This window comes from Bradyrhizobium sp. Ken01 (genome assembly GCF_055807355.1).
In genome coordinates this window covers 1-18,469 of the sequence record NZ_JBVVPC010000001.1, presented here as the reverse complement: position 1 = coordinate 18,469, position 18,469 = coordinate 1, and the positions used below count along the sequence as shown (strand labels likewise).

Below are 18,469 nucleotides of genomic sequence, written 5' to 3'. Positions count from 1 at the left end.
TTCAAATCCATCGGGGACAATAGCCCTTACAGAAAGTTAAGGGGCGTCCAGACATGACCGATGTTGCATTCGACCGCGCGGTAGCCGATCCCGCGCCGATCCAGCCGGCCTCGCGGCCAAATCTCGACAAGGGCTTCAATCCGCTGACACTGATCCTGTTCTTCGGCATCCTCGCCGCGGGCCTGCTCTATGTGGCCTACAGCATCTATTCGGATGTCGATGCGACCGGCACGCGGGTCACGAGCTACCTGCCCTATATCCTCCTTATCGTTGCCCTCCTGATCGCGCTCGGCTTCGAATTCGTCAACGGCTTCCACGACACCGCCAACGCAGTTGCGACCGTGATCTACACCCATTCGCTGCCGGCCGAAGTCGCGGTGATGTGGTCGGGCTTCTTCAACTTCCTCGGCGTGCTGCTCTCGTCCGGCGCCGTCGCCTTCGGCATCGTCTCGCTGCTGCCGGTCGAGCTGATCCTGCAAGTCGGCTCCAGCGCCGGCTTCGCGATGGTGTTCGCGCTGCTGATCGCCGCGATCCTTTGGAACCTCGGCACCTGGTATTTCGGCCTGCCGGCCTCCTCCTCGCATACGCTGATCGGCTCGATCATCGGCGTCGGCGTCGCGAACGCGCTGATGCGCGGCCGCGACGGCACCTCGGGTGTGGACTGGGGCAAGGCCACGGAGATCGGCTATGCGCTCCTGCTGTCACCGCTGGTCGGCTTCGTCTGCGCCGCCGGCCTGCTGCTGCTGCTCAAGCTGATGATCAAGAACCCGGCGCTCTATGCCGCTCCTGAGGGCAACAAAGCCCCGCCGATCTGGATTCGCGGCCTGCTGATCCTGACCTGCACCGGCGTCAGCTTCGCCCACGGCTCGAACGACGGCCAGAAGGGCATGGGCCTGATCATGCTGATCCTGATCGGCACCGTGCCCACGGCCTATGCTCTCAACCGCGCATTGCCGGAGTCGCAGGTCGCCCAGTTCGCGAAGGTCTCGGAAGCCGCCTCCAAGGTGGTTGCGGCCAAGGGCGCCGGCCATGCGATCATTGGCGACCCCCGTCCTGCGGTGACGCAGTACGTCACCTCGCATCACATCAGCGAAGGCACTTATCCTTCGCTGGCAGTGCTGGTGAAGGATGTCGGCGAGCAGGTCGCGAAATACGGTTCGCTGAACAAGGTGCCGGCGGAAGTCGTCGGCAATACCCGCAACGACATGTACCTGACTTCGGAAGCGATCCGCTTCCTGATGAAGGACAAGGAAAACGACCTTAGCAAGGACGAGGTCGCGACCTTGAACGCCTACAAGGGCGGGCTCGACAGCGCGACCAAGTTCATCCCGACCTGGGTGAAGGTCGCGGTCGCCATCGCGCTCGGCCTCGGCACCATGATCGGCTGGAAGCGCATCGTCGTGACCGTCGGCGAGAAGATCGGCAAGACCCATCTCACCTACGCGCAGGGTGCCTCCGCCGAGCTCGTCGCCGCCGCCACGATCGGCGCCGCCGACGTGTTCGGCCTGCCGGTCTCGACCACCCACGTGCTGTCGTCCGGCGTCGCCGGCACCATGGCCGCGAACGGTTCGGGTCTCCAGGTCGCCACCATCAGGAACATGGTGATGGCCTGGGTGCTGACCTTGCCGGTCGCCATCCTGTTGTCAGGCACACTGTACGTGATCTTCTCGCGGATCTTCTGAGCCAAAGACCGGCACCGCTGATAGCCAGGAGGCCCGCTCCGAGCAGAGCGGGCCTTTTGCTTTGCCGACGCGCGCCCAAAACCATCCTGCCGTCGATTGTCCGGAAGCCATCCACATCTTCAGATTGTGGTTCGTCTCAATGCATGATTACATGCTCGCCGATCCACGGTCCGGCGGACCTTGTCAGGTCCCCGCGCCCCGATTGCCGGATCGATTTTTTTGCGGGACTGATCATTTCATGACGACCTCATCGAAATGCGATGGCGCGTTGGACCATTTCGGCCCTGTCGAGGTGAATTCGAAGTGCACGATGAACGAAGGCCCGCAGGTAAAGGCCGGAGAGACCTGGTCTTTCAGTGCCCACGGCCGCTGGAAGGACTGGTTTATATCGTGCGGGCCCGACGGGTATCGCAATTTCCTCGCCGATATTTTCCAGATTCAACCGCGCTTTGCAGGTCAGAACTGGTTCTGCCTGTGCGGCGAGGTCCCGGGCACCAGTGAACGTTTCGCAATCGGGCGGGGCTGCACTCACCGGTTCGAAAACTCCGGCCGGGTGACCTTCTATGCCAACGACCTGCTCAGCAAGTACGGCAACAATCACGGCTCCGTCGAGCTGACGGCCGTTCGCGGCGGCATTGCGGCAGGCATTCCAGAGGACGACGCCGATACCTACCAGGGCCTTACGGGACGCTGGCTCCTGATCCGCCGGACATTCGAGAAAACCCGCGGCATCGGCACCCTGGCGATCCTCGTGCTAGGTGCCTCGCTGGCTCTCGCCTTTCTGCCGCAGGGCATCGACCTCGTACGTGCCATCGGAGACGACTCGCTCGAGGCGCCGAAACGTCAGCTCGTCGCTTTCGTCCTCGGGCTGTTGTTCCTCGGAATTCAATCCTGGCTCTGGCCGCGGCTCTTGATCGACTTCAACTACGGCCTCGACCGAACCAGCTGGCGGCCGAGACGACTGCTGGAATGGGTACCTCGCATACTCGGTGTTGCTCCATTCCTTCTCGTCCTGATTGCTCTCATTCCGCAAAGGAATTTCGGGCTGCCCATCGTCCTGGTAATTGTGGCACTGGGATTCCTTGCCTTTCTGATCAAGCGCGAAGATTTGACCAGGCGCTTTCGTCCGGGCTCAAGACGGATTGGGTTTGCGCCCTGGTGGATCGGCACAAGTCTGCTGCTCGCGGTCGCGCTGATGGCGTTCGCGACCTTAGCGCCGGTGACATTTGGCCATGCCTTCGGTGCGCCTGCTGTCGTCTTCATCGGCATCGGGCTGATCATCCCGCCAACCATCATCGCGATCCAGACCGGAGGCGGTCTTCGCCTGCCCGTCGTTGCGGCCACGCTGGTCGCGGCGGGCGTTTTCAGTCTCTGGATGGACAATCACGCCGTCGGCCGTCGCGCGTTCGGACGAGGTCCTGAGCCGGTCGCAGTCGCCGAACGGCTCACGCTCGCGGAGGCCTATGCGACCTGGCGGAAACAACAGAAGGATCCGCTGAAAGGCGGGGCACTTCCGATGGTGCTGGTTGCGTCCGAGGGCGGAGCATCACGAGCCGGAGACTGGACCGGGGAGGTCTTGGGCGCTCTGCATCAGTCGAGCAACGGCCAGCTCGCGCAGAGCCTGTTCGCGATCAGCTCGGTCTCGGGCGGTAGCGTCGGAGCGGTCGGCTACTCTGCCTTCCTTCATGTCGAGCCCGCCGTCCCGCCCCGGCAGCTCGCCAAGAGCCTGCCCCAGTTCACGGGCGACGATGCGCTGAGTCCGAGCCTGACTGGCATGCTGTTTCCCGACCTGCTTCAGCGTTTCCTTCCCTTCGCATTCCTGCCCGATCGCGCCGAGGCGCTGGAACGAGCCTGGGAGGCAGCCTGGGACGACTCATGCCCGGCTGGTGGAACGAACTGCGCATATCTGCTGCAAAAACCCTTCCTGACGCTCGCCCCCAAGAAGGACCAGCCCTGGCGCCCGATTCTCATCGTCAACGGCGCGAGCGAAGAGACCGGCCGGAGGATTCTCACCAGCACAGTCAATCTCGGCAAAGCGATCGACGCGGATGACTTCCACCAGATCGCAATGCGCGACGTTGCGATATCGACCGCAATTCATAATGGGGCCCGCTTTCCGTGGATCAGCCCGGCCGGCACTCTGACCAAGAACGGAAAACGGCAAGGTCACATCTTGGATGGCGGCTATTTCGACGCGGCAGGTGTCGCAACTCTCGGCGAACTGGCGCAGGCGATCGCAGCATTACCGGAGCGGGCCGACCCCCTCCACTTCATCTTCGTCTTCGTCGGTTTCGACGGAACGACAGAGCAATCCCGTCCTCCGGGCGAGCAACCGACGCAGCAATCGCTTTCGACCGGCGGCACGAAAGCGGCGCCGGAGCCCACGGCGAGGCAGGAAACACCGGAGGAGCAGGGCAACACCGCGATGCTGCTCAATGAAACGCTCGCGCCACTCCTCGGCCTGTTCGCCAGCCGAGCCGGACACGAAGTTCACATCATGAACGCCTTCGTCAACACGCCGGCCCTGCCGCCGAACGTCACCGCGGAGTTCGTGCCGCTCATGCTTTGCAAGGACATGGTCAACGGCAGTATCTTCGAGCCCCCGATGGATTGGGCGCTGTCGGAGGCCGCCCGCAAATTCATTCACGGCGCGCTCGGCTTTGAGCCGAACGCACCGTGTTCGCGCAACGGCGTATCAGCCAATGCCGAGGCGTTGCAGAAGATCGCCACGACGATCAAAAGACCAGACTGACACCGCCCGCGCTTACGACGCCGCGAGTTGGCCCTCCACCAGTTTGACCCAGTACGAGGTGCCGTAAACGATCGCCTCGTCGTCGAAATTGTAGGCGGGGTGATGCAGGCCGGCGCTGTCGCCGTTGCCGCAGAAGATGAAGGCGCCGGGACGCGCTTCCAGCATATAGGCGAAATCCTCGCCGCCCATCAGCGGCGGCATCTCGAGCACATTGGCCTCGCCCGCGACCTGCCCGGCGATGCGACGCGCGATCTCGGTCTCCGCGGCGTGGTTGTTCACCACGGGATAATTCCGCTGGTAGCGCAGGTCGATCTTGGCGCCGGTGATCTGCGCCACGCCCGCCACGACCTCGTGCACGCGCTTCTCGACCAGCTTGCGCACCTCCGGCGACAGCGTGCGGATGGTGCCCCTCAGCGTTGCCGTTTGCGGAATCACGTTGCGGGCATTGCCCGCGTGGAATTCGCAGATCGAGATCACGGCCGATTCCAGCGGATCGACGCTGCGCGCGACGATGGACTGTAGCGCCGTGATCACCTGCGCGCCAACCAGAACGGAATCGACGCATTTGTGCGGCCGCGCGGCATGGCCGCCGAGGCCTTCGATCATGATATCGACCTCGTCGGTCGCCGCCATGATTGGACCCGGCCGGATCGCGAACGAGCCGACCGGGATGCCGGGACCGTTGTGCATGCCATAGACCTGCTCGATGCCGAAGCGCTCCATCATTCCATCCTTGACCATGGCCGCTCCACCTGCGCCGCCCTCCTCGGCGGGCTGGAAGATCACCACCGCATCGCCGGCAAAGTTGCGGGTCTCGGCGAGATAACGCGCAGCACCGAGCAGCATCGCGGTGTGGCCGTCGTGGCCGCAGGCGTGCATCTTGCCCGGGATCTTCGAGGCGTACGGCAGGTTGGTCTGCTCCTCGACCGGCAGCGCATCCATATCGGCGCGCAGGCCGATGGTCTTCAGGCCCTCGCCGGCCGGCTTGCTGCCCTTGATCACGCCGACCACGCCGGTCTGGCCGATGCCCGTCACGACCTCATCGCAGCCGAATTCGCGCAGGCGGTCCGCGACGAATGCTGCGGTGCGGTGGACGTCGTAGAGCAACTCCGGATGCTGGTGGATGTCCCGGCGCCAGGCCTGAATATCGGGTTGAAGGTCGGCGACGCGGTTCACGATGGGCATGGAGGGTCTCAAGTTTTGTTGAAAATGCAGGCCTGTCTACCATGCAAGCACCAGTCCACCCAACTGGCGGAGGGTCTGGGGTAGGTCTGTCCTCTCGTCATGGCCGGGCTTGTCCCGGCCATCCACGTCTGACTATTAGAACGGAAAGCGCGTGGATGGCCGGGACAAGCCCGGCCATGACTCCTGTTGGATGGAAGCATAATGCCAAGGCGGCTCGAAGGTGAGTTTGACTATATTGTCGTTGGGGCAGGCACGGCGGGCTGCATCCTCGCCAACCGGCTGTCTGCCGATTCCAGCAATCGCGTCCTCGTCCTCGAAGCCGGCGGCGACGACAACTGGATCTGGTTCCACATTCCCGTCGGCTATCTCTTCGCCATCGGCAATCCGCGCTCGGACTGGATGTTCAAGACCGAGGCCGAGCCCGGGCTGAACGGCCGTTCGCTCGCCTATCCCCGTGGCAAGGTGATCGGCGGCTCTTCGGCGATCAACGCCATGATCTCGATGCGTGGACAGGCCGCCGATTACGATCACTGGCGCCAGCTCGGCATGACCGGCTGGGGTTATGACGACGTGCTGCCGCTGTTCAAACGGCTCGAGGATCATTTCCTCGGTGCGAGCGAGCATCATGGCGCCGGCGGCGGCTGGCGCATCGAGGCGCCGCGGCTGGCGTGGGACATCCTCGATGCCGTGGGCGATGCAGCCGAGGAGATGGGCATCAAGCGCATCCCGGATTTCAATACCGGCGACAACGAAGGCACCAGCTATTTCCACGTCAATCAGAAGCGCGGCCGGCGCTGGTCGTCGGCGCGCGGTTTCCTCAAGCCGGCACTGAACCGCCCGAACCTGCGGCTCGAAAAGCATGTGCTGGTCGATCGTCTGATCATCGAACGGGGCCGCGCCATCGGCGTGCGCTTCATCCAGAACGGAGAGATCATCGAGGCGCGTGCGAAACGCGAGGTGATCCTCTCGGCAGGCGCGATCGGTTCGGTGCAGGTGCTGCATCGCTCCGGCATCGGGCCCGCCGACTGGCTGTCGCCGCTCGGCATCGACATCGTGATGGACAAGCCCGGCATCGGCCGCAATCTGCAGGACCATCTGCAGCAGCGCGCGATCTACAAGGTCGAAGGCGTGCGCACATTGAACGAGACCTATTACAATCTGGTTCGACGCGGCCTGATGGGTCTCGACTACGCCTTCCGCCGCCGCGGGCCGTTGACCATGGCGCCGTCGCAGCTCGGCATCTTCACACGTTCCGATGCGACGCGCGCACGCGCCAACCTCCAGTTCCACGTGCAACCGCTGTCGCTCGACAAGTTCGGCGATCCCCTGCACCGCTTCCCCGCGATCACGGTGAGCGCCTGCAATCTCCAGCCGACCTCGCGTGGCACCGTACGTCTGCGTTCGGCGGCGCCGGACGAAAAGCCGATCATCGCGCCGAATTATCTTTCAACGGATGACGACCGTCAGGTCGGGGCCGATGCCATCCGCACCACCCGCCGCCTGATGCAGCAGAAGGCGCTGGCAAAATACCGCCCGAGCGAATATCTGCCCGGCCCCGCCGTCGGCGACGACGATGCCTCACTCGCCAAGGCTGCCGGCGACATCGGCACCACCATCTTCCATCCCGTCGGGACCGCGAAGATGGGCGCGGTGAGCGATCCCATGGCGGTGGTCGACGAACGCCTGCGCTTCTACGGTCTCGGCGGCCTTCGCATCGTCGATGCCTCGATCATGCCGACCATCACGTCCGGCAACACCAACACGCCCACCGCGATGATCGCCGAGAAAGGCGCGACGATGATTTTGGAGGATGCGAAGTGAATGCGTAGCCCCGATGGGGCGTAGCGAAATCCGGGAGAGGACGCTCGATTTGGCCCGCATTCCGGTACGCTCCATACGGGCTACGCGTCCAACCACCTCACGAAAACGTCATCGCGTCCGGGAATAAGTCCCCTCCTCCCCCAATCACCTCCCCGAAGCCCAATTCCGGGCGAAGTGGAGCTGCGCGATGAGCGGACACGATCAGGGCGAGGACGGCTTAAGCCGCCGCAAGGTGTTGGAATGCATGACCTGGGCCGGCACCGGGGTGCTCTGGACCATCACGGGTGGCGTGCCGCGCTCGCTCGGCATCATCGATTCCGCGCAAGCTGCGACCGCGGTCGCGCCCGGAATGACCTTCCTCCAGATCAGCGACAGCCATGTCGGCTTCGACAAGCCGGCCAATCCCAACGCGCTCGGCACGCTGGAGGAAGCCGTCAACAAGATCAACGCGATGCCGGTCAAGCCGTCGTTCATGATCCACACTGGCGACATCACCCATCTGTCCAAGGCCGCCGAGTTCGACAATGCCGACCGCATCATCTCGCAGAGCAAGCTCGACGTGCACTACGTGCCCGGCGAGCATGACTTCCTCGACGAGGAGGTGAAGTTCTATCGCGAGCGCTACGGCCGCGGCACCAAGGGCGCAGGCTGGTATTCGTTCGACGCCGGCGGCGTGCACTTCATCGGCCTCGTCAATGTCGTCGACCTCAAGGCCGGAGGCCTCGGCAATCTCGGCGCCGAGCAGCTCGCCTGGCTCGAGGACGATCTGCGCGGCAAGTCGAAATCGACGCCGATCGTGCTGTTCGCCCACATCCCGCTCTGGACCGTTTATCCCGAGTGGGGCTGGGGCACTGAGGACGGCGCCCGCGCGCTGGACCAGGTGAAGGGCTTTGGCTCGGTCACCGTGCTGAACGGCCACATCCACCAGGTGATGCAGAAGGTCGAGGGTAACGTCACCTTCCATACCGCGCGCTCGACCGCCTTCCCGCAGCCGGCACCGGGAGCTGCCCCCTCGCCCGGACCGATGAAGGTCGAGGACGCAAAGCTCCGCGCTATGCTCGGTGTGGCTAGCATCAACTTCAAGCAGAACGAGCAGCGGCTCGCGATCATCGACACGCCGCTCCAGGGTTGATGCAGGACTAACGGAAGCTGACAATGAATACATTCAATCGCCGCGACCTCGGTGTCGCCTTCGGTCTCGCTTTGGCCGCGGCCATGCTGCTACCCGCCACAACCGCCCATGCCGACGACATGGAGGTGCATATCGACAATTTCGTCTTCCAGCCGGCCGAGCTCAGGATCAAGGTCGGGACGACCGTGACCTGGACCAACCGGGACGACATCCCCCACACCGTGGTGTCGGCCGGCAAGTTCAGGTCCAAGACCCTGGACACTGACGACAAGTTCTCGTTCACCTTTACCAATGCGGGTGACTACAAATATTTTTGTTCTCTGCACCCGCACATGACGGGGATGATCAAGGTTGAGTAACATCTCGAACCAAGGCATCAACGTCTTGCCCGGCCGGTGGTCCCACGCCGGCCGGGCTCATGTGCCTTCGGCCACACACGGAGACAAGACGAACAGGGACGAGACGAACAGCGACGACACGAAGCAACGAGCAGAACAAGAGGCAAAGCGAGGAGCGATGCCTGCCAACGACGATTTGCAGAAGGCGCAACGCTTCCGCGAGGCGGCTCTGCCCCATCTCGACGACGTCTACACGCTCGCGCGCTATCTGTTGCGTGACGCCTCCGATGCCGAGGACGCGGTACAGGAGTGCTATCTGCGCGCGCTGAAGCATTTCGACAGCTATCGCGGGCCGGCGATGAAGCCCTGGCTGTTGGCGATCCTGCGTAACGTCTGCAATGCCGAATATGCACGGCGCGCCCACAGGCACAGCGCGATCGACGATACGCCCGGCGCTGCCGAGCAGACGCCGGTCTGGCAAGAGACCGAGGCCAGCCCCGAAACCGAGGTGCTGCGCAACCGCGATGCGGGCGCGATCCGCAAGCTGATCGACGCGCTCGCCGAGCCGTTCAAGGAAACATTCGTGCTGCGGGAGATCAACAACCTGTCCTATCGTGAAATCGCCGAGGCCGTCGGCGCGCCGGTTGGCACCGTGATGTCCCGCCTTGCCCGCGCCCGCGCCATGCTGCGCGCGGCCTGGACGGCGGATGAGGAGCAAGCAAGATGACCTGCGACGAAGCAAGAATGCTGCTTCACGCGCTGCTCGACAACGAGCTTGATGCCGGCCATGCGCGCGAGGTCGAAACTCATATCGCCAGCTGCCCGACCTGCGCTGCGGAGCTTTCGGCCCAACGCGACATGCAGCGCGTGCTCGCGGACGCCGACTTGCGCTACACCGCACCGGCGAGCCTGCGTGCGCGTATCGAGGCTTCGCTGCCGCAGCCGCAGCCGCAGCGTCAACAGCCGAGCCGCCGCTCCGTGCTGCGCGGCTTTGCGATGGGCTCGGCAGTCTCCGCGCTCGCCGCCTCCGGCGTTGTCGCATTGGTGCTGCGCCAGGACGACCAGCAGCGCATCCTGTCGGAGGTCGTCTCCGCGCATCTGCGCTCGCTCCAGGCCGGCCACCTCATCGACGTGGTGTCGACCGACCAGCACACGGTGAAGCCGTGGTTCAACGGCAAGCTCGACGTCGCCCCGCCCGTCATCGACCTCACCGCACAAGGTTTTACGCTGGTCGGCGGCAGGCTCGATTATATCGACGCCCGTGCCATCGGTGCGGTCGTCTACAAGCGCCGGCAGCACGTGGTCAATCTGTTCGTGTCGCAGACATCGAACACCGAACACCGGCCGCCGAAGACCCAGACCATGCAGGGCTTCAACTGCCGCCGCTGGGGCGAGCGCGGCCTGAACTTCTGGGCCGTCAGCGATCTCGGCGCAGACGAGCTCGCCGAGTTCGTCGACAAGTTCGAGGCGGCGATGAAGGCGAATGTGGAGGGGTAGCGGCCTCGTTGATACGCGGGACCTTGAACCGTGTATCAGATAGTGATACATTGCCTGAGTGATCAAGACCTTCAGGGATAAGACGACTGAGGCGGTCTTTGACAGCGAAAGCCCTAAAGGCTTTCCGGCTGATCTGGTGAAGGTTGCGCGTCGGAAATTGCGCTATCTGCACGCAGCCAGCGAACTCAGCGACTTAAGGGCGCCGCCCGGCAACCGTCTTGAGGCCCTCGCGGGCGATCGCAAGGGACAGCACTCGATCAGGATCAACGATCAGTTCCGAGTGTGCTTCGTCTGGACAGCGCAGGGCGCCGCCGAGGTCGAGATTGTGGACTATCACTAGGAGACGTGAGGATGGCCAAAAAATTAAAGCCCATGCATCCTGGTGAGGTTCTTCGGGAGGAATTTCTGGTTCCGCTAGACATGTCGGCTGGCGCGCTCGCCAAGACATGCGGCCTTCCCCGCACGCGAATCGAGCGAATCGCGAGCGAGCAGACTGGGGTCACCGCCGACACAGCACTTCGACTCGCCAAAGCCCTCGGTACGACCGCCGAGCTATGGCTCAATCTCCAGAACGATTACGATATCCAGATTGCCAAACGCGATCTCGGCAAGGCGCTCGACCGCATCGAGACTGTAAACAAGCCCAAGGCGGCCTGAGGGATCAGGTTACGCCGACCGCCTCACCGCGTTGTCCACCAGCGTCTTGCCGAGCGACCAGATCGCGCCGGGGACCTTGTGGCTGCCGGCGATGACGTCGTCGAAGGCGCGCTCGATCCAGCCGCAATCTTCCTCGGTGATGGTGAGCGGCGGCAGAAGCTTGATGGTGTGGCTGCCATGGCCGGCGACTTGCGTGAGGATCTTGTGGTCCTTGAACAGCGGCACGGTGATGAGCTGGCAGAACAGGCCCTTGTTGGCTGCCTCCAGCACGTTCCAGGACGCCCGCAGCCGCAGCGATTTCGGCGGGCCGAACTCGACGCCGATCATCAGGCCCTTGCCGCGGACTTCCTTCAACAGCTCGTAGCCGGGCACCATGCGCGTGAGCGCGAGGCGCAGCTCGGCACCGCGCTTGGCGGCGGACTCGATCAGCTTCTCGGACTCCATGACGTCGAGCGTGGCGATGCCCGCGGCCATCGCCAGGTCGTTCTTGGAGAAAGTCGAGCCGTGCACGACCGCACGGTCCATCTGGTTGAAGATCTTGTCGAAGATGCTCTTGCGCGTCAGCACCGCGCCGACCGGCACATGGCCGCCGGACAGCGACTTCGAGAGCAGCACCATGTCGGGCTCGACGTTCCAGTGCTCGACCGCGAGGAAGCGGCCGGTGCGGCCCATGCCGGTCTGGATCTCGTCGGCGACGAACAGCGTGCCGTATTTCTTGCAGAGCGCAGCTGCACCCGGCAGGAACTCGTCGCTGGGCATGTTGACGCCCTTGCCTTGGATCGGCTCCACGACGAAGGCCGCCACCTCGCGCGAGGCCAGCGCCTTTTCGAGCGCGGCGAGATCGTTGAACGGGACCGAGGTGCAGCCCGGCAGCAACGGCTCGAAGCCGGTGCGGAAGTTCGAATCACCGGTCAGCGACAGCGCGCCATAGGTCAGTCCGTGATAGCCGTGGGCACAATAGACGATCCCCGGACGGCCGGTGGCGCCGCGGGCGAACTTGATCGCCGCTTCGACGCATTCGGCGCCGGAATTGGCGAAGAACGCCTTGTCGAGATAGGGGACGTACTTCAAAAGCCGCTCGGCAAGCACGCCGGCAAGCACCGAGACGTCAAACTGGACGAGGTTGGGCAGGTCGGCATCGAGCACGCTCTTGAGCGCCTCGCGCATGACCGGATGATTGCGCCCGATCGCAAACACGCCAAAACCGGACAAGAGGTCGAGATAGCGCGCCCCGTCGCGGTCGTAGAGGTACTGTCCCTGCCCCTTCTGGAAGCCGACATCGTAGCCGATGGTCTTCAGAACCCGAACGAACTGCTCGTTCAGATGCCGATTATGCAGGGCGCTGCGCTGGGCCTGGCGGTCCGCGAACAGCTGAGACATGTCTGGATTTGGGCTGTGCATCCGCTACATACTTCGGTTGAGGGCCGTCTCGTCAACTGAAAACGGAACGTCGCTGAAAACGGTCTGTGCGGCCTTTTGCCCTTTTTCGGACCATCTTCGCAAGCAGAGCTTTAGACCATGTTGCACTGCCAAGGAACTATCATGCGTTTAGCCCTTTACACCGGACTAATACTGGCTGGCGGTTACACCTGCCTGACCCCCGCGCTCGCCGCCGATCCCACCGGCGACTGGCGGGTTGCCGATGGCGTCGCCAACATTCGTGTCGCCCAATGCAATGGCAGCATGTGGGGTGCGGTTTCCTGGGAAAAACAGCCCGGCGGCCGCGACGAGAACAATCCGGACGCGTCGAAAAAGACCCGGCCCACGCTCGGCATGGCGACCCTGATCGACATGAAGAAGAAGCCCGGCGCCGATCAGTGGGAAGGTCAGGTCTACAACGCCAAGGACGGCCAGCTCTACAGCGCGACCATCACGCCGGTTGGCACCGACCAGCTCGAGATCAAGGGCTGCGTGATGGGATTCCTGTGCGGTGGCGAGACCTGGACCCGGGTCAGCCCCCCGATTCCCTTGAGCTCCGCCAACGCGATGGCCAAGGGCGCGCCGAAGTCCACCGGCGCGGCGCCGAAAGCCCCGGCGACGACGGGCGCTACAGCGGCGCAGCCTGCGCCCGCAGCCCCGAAGGCCGCCGGCACTGCCAAACCCGGTCAGAAGAGCGCCGCCGACCAGGTCGGGGACATCTGCCTACTCCCTGAGATTGCGGGGTTTGCCCATTAGGGCAGGCTGAAACAGCAGCACGGCGGCGAGCGTCGTCACCAGCGACAGCGCGAGCAGCTTGCCCATGCTGGACGTGCCGGGATGGCTCGACAGCCAAAGGCTGCCGAACGCGGTCGCCGTTGTCAGCGCGCTGAAAAAGATCGCGCGCGTCAGGCTGGTCTGGAGCAGGTTTGTCCTGCCCGAGCGCCAGGCCACGACATAGTAGATCTTGAAGGCCACGCCGACGCCGAGCAGCAGCGGAAACGCGACGATATTGGCGAAGTTGAGCGGCAAGCCGATCAGCACGCAGATCTCGAGCGTCACCGCGCCCGCCACCAGCAGCGGCACCAGCGTCATCAGCACGTCGACGAACCGGCGCAACGTGATCCACAGCAACAGGCCGATCACCAGCAGCCCATAGATCCCGGCATGGATGAACGCCTTCACCACGGTGTCGCCGGACTTCAGGATCGAGACCGGACCGCCGATCGCGGTCGGCTCGGCAACGAGCACCGCCGCCGCAAATTTGCGCAGCGTGTCGTTATCGTTGGGATCGCCCTTCGGCAACGCCTCGACCCGGATGATGCCGTCCTTGCTCTTCCAGGCGCTGACGAGATCTGCCGGCAATGACTTCAGCGTGACCGGCTCGGCCTGCATCGCGTTCCGGAGCTGGTCGAACACGATCTTCATCGGCGCGATGAACACGTCCTGCGCCTTGTTCCGCGTGGCTTCATCGCCATTGGCGAGCTTTTCCAGCGCGTCCGCGAGCCGACGCGAGGCGACCGCACCCGGGCCCTTCGCATCGCCTGCGGTCCGGCGCAGATTGTCGACCGAGGATTTCAGCGCATCGACGTTTTCCTTGTCCGATGGCGCGGCGTCGATCTGGTCGGGATTGAGCGCGGGATTCAGCACCTTGGCGCCCTGCGCGATCAGCTTCAGCTTCGGCGGCTGGTCTTCGGGAACGAAGCTGTTGAGCGACATCACGCGCAGCACCTCCGGCACCTTCTCCAGCTTCGCCTCCACCTGCTTCGCCTGCTCTTCCGACGTGGTCATCACGTTGATGGCATTGGCGCCGGTGTTGGGATCCTTGCGCAAATCGAGGAAGGTCGCGATCGACTCCGCCTTCGGGTTGCGCAGGTTCATCGGGTTGAAGTCGAACTTCATGAAATAGAGCAGCGGCAGCCCGGCGACCGCCAGAAACATCGTGCCGCCGACGACGAGCACGCGGTGCTTCTCCAGGAAGTAATCGAGCGGCGCCAGGAAGGCATAGCCGACCGGCTCCTTCTCACCGGGCGGGTTCAACAGCTTCAGCATCGCCGGCAGCACCGTGATGCTGGTGACGAACGCGACCAGCATGCCGACTCCGGCGATCTGGCCGAGTTCGGCGATCCCCTTGTAGTCGGTGGGGATGAAGCAGAGGAAGCCGGCTGCGGTCGCCATTGCCGCCAGCGACAACGGAATTGCCGAGCGCTTGGCGGCCAGGATCAGCGCACCCGAGAGATCGTTGTGCTTGTAGCGCTCGGAGCGATAGCGGACGCTGTACTGAATGCCGAAATCGACGCCGAGGCCGACGAACAGCACGGCGAACGCGATCGACAACAAATTGAGCGAGCCCACCATCATCAGGCCGGCGGCGGTTGTCAGCGCAAGACCCACGAAGAGATTGACGAACACCGCGAAGATGATCTTCGCCGAATGCAGCGCCAGCCACAGGATGAGCAGCACGACGAGCACCGTCCCGATGCCGTTGACGACAGCGCCTTCCTGGACGGTTGCATATTCCTCATTGGCGATCGGGACCGGTCCGGTCAGCCGGACCCGCGCCTGATATTTGGTGGCAAAATCCAGATCGGCTGCGGCCTTGCGGATCGCGTCGGTTGCCCCCTTGCCGGGCTCGAGCGCGTTGTAGTCGAGGATCGGCTTGAATTCGATGAAGGCGCGCTTGTCCGAATCCGTCAGCGGCTCGTCACTGACGAGCTCGCGCCAGGAGAAGGTCGCGTTGCCCTTGTTGAGCACGGTCTCGACCGTTTGCGCGATCTGGTTGAAGGGCCGCTCGGTGTTGTCGAGCTTGACCTGCCCGCGCTTGACGCCGGCAAGTCCGGTCTCGAGCGCGCCGGTGAGGCCTCGGATCGAGGGATCGCCTGCCATGATCTCGATGAGGGGCGCGGCGGATTCGAACTGGCTGGTGACCTTGGCGACTTCCTCGGTCGGCAGGAACAACAGGCCATTCTTCTCGAAGAACTCGCCGGTGCCGAGCTGCTGCATCGACTGGAACTCGGTCTTGTTGTCCTTCAGCTTGGCATAGAGTGCGTCCGACGCCGCGGTCGCCATCTCCGGCGTCTTGGCTTCGACCACCGCCGTAATCGTCGCATCGCGGTCGAAGGCGCGATCGAACTGCTGGTCGCGTTGGCGCCAGTCCAGATTTTGGGCAATCAGCGAATTGATATCGGTGTTGATGGCGAAATGCTGGGACGTGTAATAGCCCGCCCCCACCGCCAGCAGGAGCCCGAGAACGACGACGAGGGAGGCAAACCGGGTGCAGGCCCTGACGATGGCAACGACGACGCTTTGCAGCACTACTTTTCTTTCTGCGGTTAACAGCTTGCCGGAAACGCCCGCTATGTAACGGAGTTCCCAGCCGAAACCTATTGCTGTTTTGAGTGGTTATCGCCGTCAGAAGGTTCGAGGTAAACGGCGGAAGACCATGGCAAAATCATGCGGGACGGTCGGTATAGCCGGGGAGTTGAGGCGGGAAAGTGACGAAGGGGCAAACATCGATGCCACCGTTTTCCTGACCAATCACCCTCTACTATAATACCGCAAAAGTGATCCAGTGGGGAACCAAAGTTCATCCTACCTTTCCTTGCTGCCGATTTTTTGACACAAAGTACTGCGCCTCCATGCACCGGGGCCCCGACAGCGGTGGGCAGCTACCGCGTGCGCGAAGCCGTGGTGCGGATATTGCAACTCATTGGTTCGTATCGGGGTGTCCCCTGAACTTGAGAGCGGATTGGTGCAACTTGCGTGATGGACGTCCAATGGAAGTTTATCTGGCGCAACCGCGCGGCTTTTGCGCGGGGGTGGTGCGTGCGATCGAGATCGTGGAACGGGCGCTGGAGAAGTACGGCCCGCCCGTCTACGTGCGCCATGAGATCGTGCACAACAAGTACGTCGTCGAGAGCCTGAAAAACAAGGGCGCGATCTTCGTCGAGGAACTGTCGGAGGTGCCGCCGAAGGCTGTGACGGTCTTTAGCGCTCATGGCGTCGCCCGCAGCGTCGAGGAGGAAGCGGCCGCGCGCGACCTTCCGGTGCTCAATGCCACCTGCCCCCTGGTCACGAAAGTTCACAATCAGGGGAAGCGCTACATCGCCAGAGGCCGCACCCTGATCCTGATCGGCCATGCCGGCCACCCCGAGGTCGAGGGTACCATGGGCCAGGTTCCCGCCCCCGTATTGCTGGTCCAAAGCGTTGAAGAGGTTAAGGCCCTTGAGCTGCCGGCGGATACGCCAGTGGCCTATATCACCCAGACCACCCTGTCGGTGGATGACACCAAGGACATCATTTCGGCCCTGCAGGCCCGCTTTACAGATATTCAAGGCCCGGATATCCGGGATATCTGCTATGCGACACAGAACCGCCAATCTGCGGTAAGGGACTTGAGCAAGCTGGTCGACGTGATCTTGGTGGTGGGCGCTGCCAATAGCTCGAATTCGAACCGGCTCCGCGAAATCGGCACTGAGGCCGGTGTCGCGAGTTATCTGATCGCCGACGGCAGAGCGCTCAATCCCGAGTGGTTGAAAGATGCCAGAACCGTCGGTGTGACGGCTGGCGCTTCGGCGCCCGAGGTACTCGTGGATGACGTGATCGAAGCAATGCGGCGGATCGGACCGGTCAAGGTCTCGGTGCTCCCCGGCCGCGAGGAAAACATCGAATTCCGGCTTCCGGCCCAACTGGCTGCGAGCTGATCCCACCCGAATTTCAAGCCCAGAAAGAAACTTGTAATGGCTATCCCCTTCTTCAAGGAAATGCGTATCGGCGGCTATTTGATCAAGCAGAAGCTGCTTGGCCGCAAGCGCTATCCGCTCGTGCTGATGCTGGAGCCGCTGTTCCGCTGCAACCTCGCCTGCGTCGGCTGCGGCAAGATCGATTATCCGGATGCGATCCTCAACCGCCGTATGACCGCACAGGAGTGCTGGGACGCGGCCGACGAGTGCGGCGCGCCGATGGTCGCCATTCCCGGCGGCGAGCCGCTGATCCACAAGGAGATCGGCGAGATCGTGCGCGGCCTCGTGGCGCGCAAGAAGTTCGTCTCGCTCTGCACCAACGCGTTGTTGCTCGAGAAGAAGCTCGATCTGTTCGAGCCCTCGCCTTATCTGTTCTTCTCCGTGCATCTCGATGGCCTGAAGGAGCATCACGACAAGGCAGTGTCGCAGAAGGGCGTGTTCGACCGCGCCGTCTCCGCGATCAAGGCGGCCAAGGCCCGCGGCTTCACCGTCAACGTCAACGCCACCATCTTCGACGGCCATCCGGCCGAGGAGATCGCGAAGTTCTTGGACCTCACCGTCGAGCTCGGCGTCGGCGTCTCGATGTCGCCGGGCTACGCCTATGAGCGCGCGCCCGACCAGGAGCACTTCCTCAACCGCACCAAGACCAAGAAGCTGTTCCGCGACGTCTTTGCGATGGGCAAGGGCAAGAAGTGGAATTTCATGCATTCCGGCCTGTTCCTCGACTTCCTCGCCGGCAACCAGGAATACGAGTGCACGCCCTGGGGCATGCCCGCGCGCAACATCTTCGGCTGGCAGAAGCCCTGCTATCTGCTCGGTGAAGGCTACGCCAAGACCTTCAAGGAGCTGATGGACACCACCGATTGGGAGACCTACGGCACCGGCAAGTACGAGAAGTGCGCCGACTGCATGGCCCATTGCGGCTACGAGCCGACGGCGGCGACCGCCGCCATCAACAACCCGCTGAAGGCGATGTGGGTGTCGCTGCGCGGCATCAGGACCACGGGTCCGATGGCGCCGGAGATCGACATGAGCAAGCAGCGTCCGGCGCAGTACATCTTCTCGGCGGAAGTGCAGAAGCGCCTGTCGGAGATCCGCAAGGACGAGGCCGCCGCCGCGCAGGAAAAGGCCGCACGGAAGGCTTCGACCGCCGCCTAATCGCGATGCCCTGTAGATGGGGTAACGGGTCGGCCTCCGCGGCCAAGCCGCGCTAGCTACGGCGCTATGTGATGCGCGCGTCGCGCGGC

Annotated in this window: 15 protein-coding genes; 12 read left to right on the top strand and 3 right to left on the bottom strand. The window is 63.4% G+C overall.

The genetic code is table 11. The features are described 5' to 3' along the window. Positions 1-53 precede the first annotated feature (53 nt). Both AC0L3S_RS00075 and AC0L3S_RS00070 read left to right on the top strand, forming a co-directional pair. Entirely contained in the window at positions 54-1,682 is a 1,629-nt protein-coding gene (locus AC0L3S_RS00075; RefSeq protein ID WP_473277698.1) for an inorganic phosphate transporter, read from the top strand. Between the two features lie 238 nt (positions 1,683-1,920). Then, complete coding sequence (locus AC0L3S_RS00070) at positions 1,921-4,434, top strand: hypothetical protein (RefSeq protein WP_473277697.1); 2,514 nt, start codon at positions 1,921-1,923, stop codon at positions 4,432-4,434. A gap of 12 nt (positions 4,435-4,446) precedes the next feature. Here the strand turns inward: AC0L3S_RS00070 and AC0L3S_RS00065 are convergent, their stop codons facing one another. Beyond that, positions 4,447-5,619, bottom strand: coding sequence for a M20 aminoacylase family protein (locus tag AC0L3S_RS00065; RefSeq protein ID WP_473277696.1), 1,173 nt, complete (start codon positions 5,617-5,619; stop codon positions 4,447-4,449). Between the two features lie 201 nt (positions 5,620-5,820). Between AC0L3S_RS00065 and AC0L3S_RS00060 the strand changes: the two genes are divergently transcribed. From AC0L3S_RS00060 to AC0L3S_RS00030, 7 genes are all read left to right on the top strand, one after another. After that, the gene (locus AC0L3S_RS00060; protein WP_473277695.1) at positions 5,821-7,440 is read left to right on the top strand and encodes a GMC family oxidoreductase; all 1,620 of its coding nucleotides are present in this window, start codon (positions 5,821-5,823) and stop codon (positions 7,438-7,440) included. A gap of 187 nt (positions 7,441-7,627) precedes the next feature. After that, positions 7,628-8,572, top strand: a complete 945-nt coding sequence (locus AC0L3S_RS00055; protein WP_473277694.1) for a metallophosphoesterase family protein — start codon at positions 7,628-7,630, stop codon at positions 8,570-8,572. Positions 8,573-8,595: 23 nt separating this feature from the next. Beyond that, entirely contained in the window at positions 8,596-8,931 is a 336-nt protein-coding gene (locus AC0L3S_RS00050; protein ID WP_473263070.1) for a cupredoxin domain-containing protein, read from the top strand. A 157-nt stretch (positions 8,932-9,088) separates the two neighbouring features. Continuing rightward, positions 9,089-9,637 carry a sigma-70 family RNA polymerase sigma factor gene (locus AC0L3S_RS00045; protein ID WP_473277693.1) on the top strand — a complete coding sequence of 183 codons (549 nt, stop codon included), beginning with the start codon at positions 9,089-9,091 and terminating at the stop codon, positions 9,635-9,637. Next, complete coding sequence (locus AC0L3S_RS00040; RefSeq protein WP_473277692.1) at positions 9,634-10,407, top strand: anti-sigma factor family protein; 774 nt, start codon at positions 9,634-9,636, stop codon at positions 10,405-10,407. The genes AC0L3S_RS00045 and AC0L3S_RS00040 overlap by 4 nt, the downstream gene beginning before the upstream one ends. 58 nt (positions 10,408-10,465) lie before the next feature. Beyond that, positions 10,466-10,747 carry a type II toxin-antitoxin system RelE/ParE family toxin gene (locus AC0L3S_RS00035; RefSeq protein WP_473277691.1) on the top strand — a complete coding sequence of 94 codons (282 nt, stop codon included), beginning with the start codon at positions 10,466-10,468 and terminating at the stop codon, positions 10,745-10,747. 11 nt (positions 10,748-10,758) lie between these two features. Further along, positions 10,759-11,064 (top strand): HigA family addiction module antitoxin, encoded by a 306-nt coding sequence (locus AC0L3S_RS00030; protein ID WP_473263065.1) that lies wholly within the window; start codon positions 10,759-10,761, stop codon positions 11,062-11,064. A 9-nt stretch (positions 11,065-11,073) separates the two neighbouring features. Here AC0L3S_RS00030 and hpnO read toward each other — a convergent pair whose 3' ends face one another. Further along, positions 11,074-12,465, bottom strand: coding sequence for an aminobacteriohopanetriol synthase HpnO (gene hpnO, locus AC0L3S_RS00025; RefSeq protein ID WP_473263064.1), 1,392 nt, complete (start codon positions 12,463-12,465; stop codon positions 11,074-11,076). A gap of 141 nt (positions 12,466-12,606) precedes the next feature. Here hpnO and AC0L3S_RS00020 point away from each other — a divergent pair, with 141 nt between their 5' ends. After that, positions 12,607-13,239: a DUF2147 domain-containing protein gene (locus tag AC0L3S_RS00020; RefSeq protein WP_473277690.1), complete on the top strand. Its 633-nt coding sequence runs from the start codon at positions 12,607-12,609 to the stop codon at positions 13,237-13,239. On the opposite strand, the gene hpnN is transcribed toward AC0L3S_RS00020, so the two are convergent. Then, entirely contained in the window at positions 13,207-15,795 is a 2,589-nt protein-coding gene (hpnN, locus tag AC0L3S_RS00015) for a hopanoid transporter HpnN (RefSeq protein ID WP_473277689.1), read from the bottom strand. The two genes, AC0L3S_RS00020 and hpnN, sit on opposite strands and share 33 nt — an antisense overlap. Before the next feature lie 461 nt (positions 15,796-16,256). Between hpnN and ispH the strand changes: the two genes are divergently transcribed. Then, positions 16,257-17,183 carry a 4-hydroxy-3-methylbut-2-enyl diphosphate reductase gene (gene ispH / locus AC0L3S_RS00010; protein WP_473263061.1) on the top strand — a complete coding sequence of 309 codons (927 nt, stop codon included), beginning with the start codon at positions 16,257-16,259 and terminating at the stop codon, positions 17,181-17,183. A gap of 36 nt (positions 17,184-17,219) precedes the next feature. Further along, positions 17,220-18,380 carry an adenosyl-hopene transferase HpnH gene (hpnH, locus tag AC0L3S_RS00005; RefSeq protein WP_007593619.1) on the top strand — a complete coding sequence of 387 codons (1,161 nt, stop codon included), beginning with the start codon at positions 17,220-17,222 and terminating at the stop codon, positions 18,378-18,380. The last annotated feature ends 89 nt before the right edge of the window (positions 18,381-18,469 follow it).